This is a genomic window from Glaciimonas sp. Gout2 (assembly GCF_035018905.1).
Taxonomy (GTDB): Bacteria; Pseudomonadota; Gammaproteobacteria; order Burkholderiales; family Burkholderiaceae_D; genus Glaciimonas.
Genome location: NZ_JASJXA010000158.1, coordinates 1 through 229, shown reverse-complemented (window position 1 = coordinate 229; position 229 = coordinate 1). Strand labels below are relative to the sequence as shown.

The window sequence follows — 229 nt, the reverse complement described above, 5'->3', positions numbered from 1 at the left end:
TTGCGCTGACCCAACGTCTGACTGGCAAAACGCTGGCGTGTGATGCGACGCTTGCCGCACGCGCTGCCACGATCAAGTCCGAGAAGGACGCCTGGGAAGCCGAACTCAGTGACTGGACCCATGAAAGAGATGCATTTAGTCTCGACATGATCGCAGAACAAAAGAAAGAAAAAACCCCGTTCGGTGGCACGTATCTGCATCCCCGTCAGGTCTTGCGCGAACTGGAAAA

1 pseudogene is annotated in these 229 nt (G+C 55.0%); it reads left to right on the top strand.

Annotation, left to right across the window (positions count from 1 at the left end):
• Positions 1 to 229 (top strand): annotated as a pseudogene (locus tag QN379_RS23780) (sulfoacetaldehyde acetyltransferase); the annotation flags it as partial.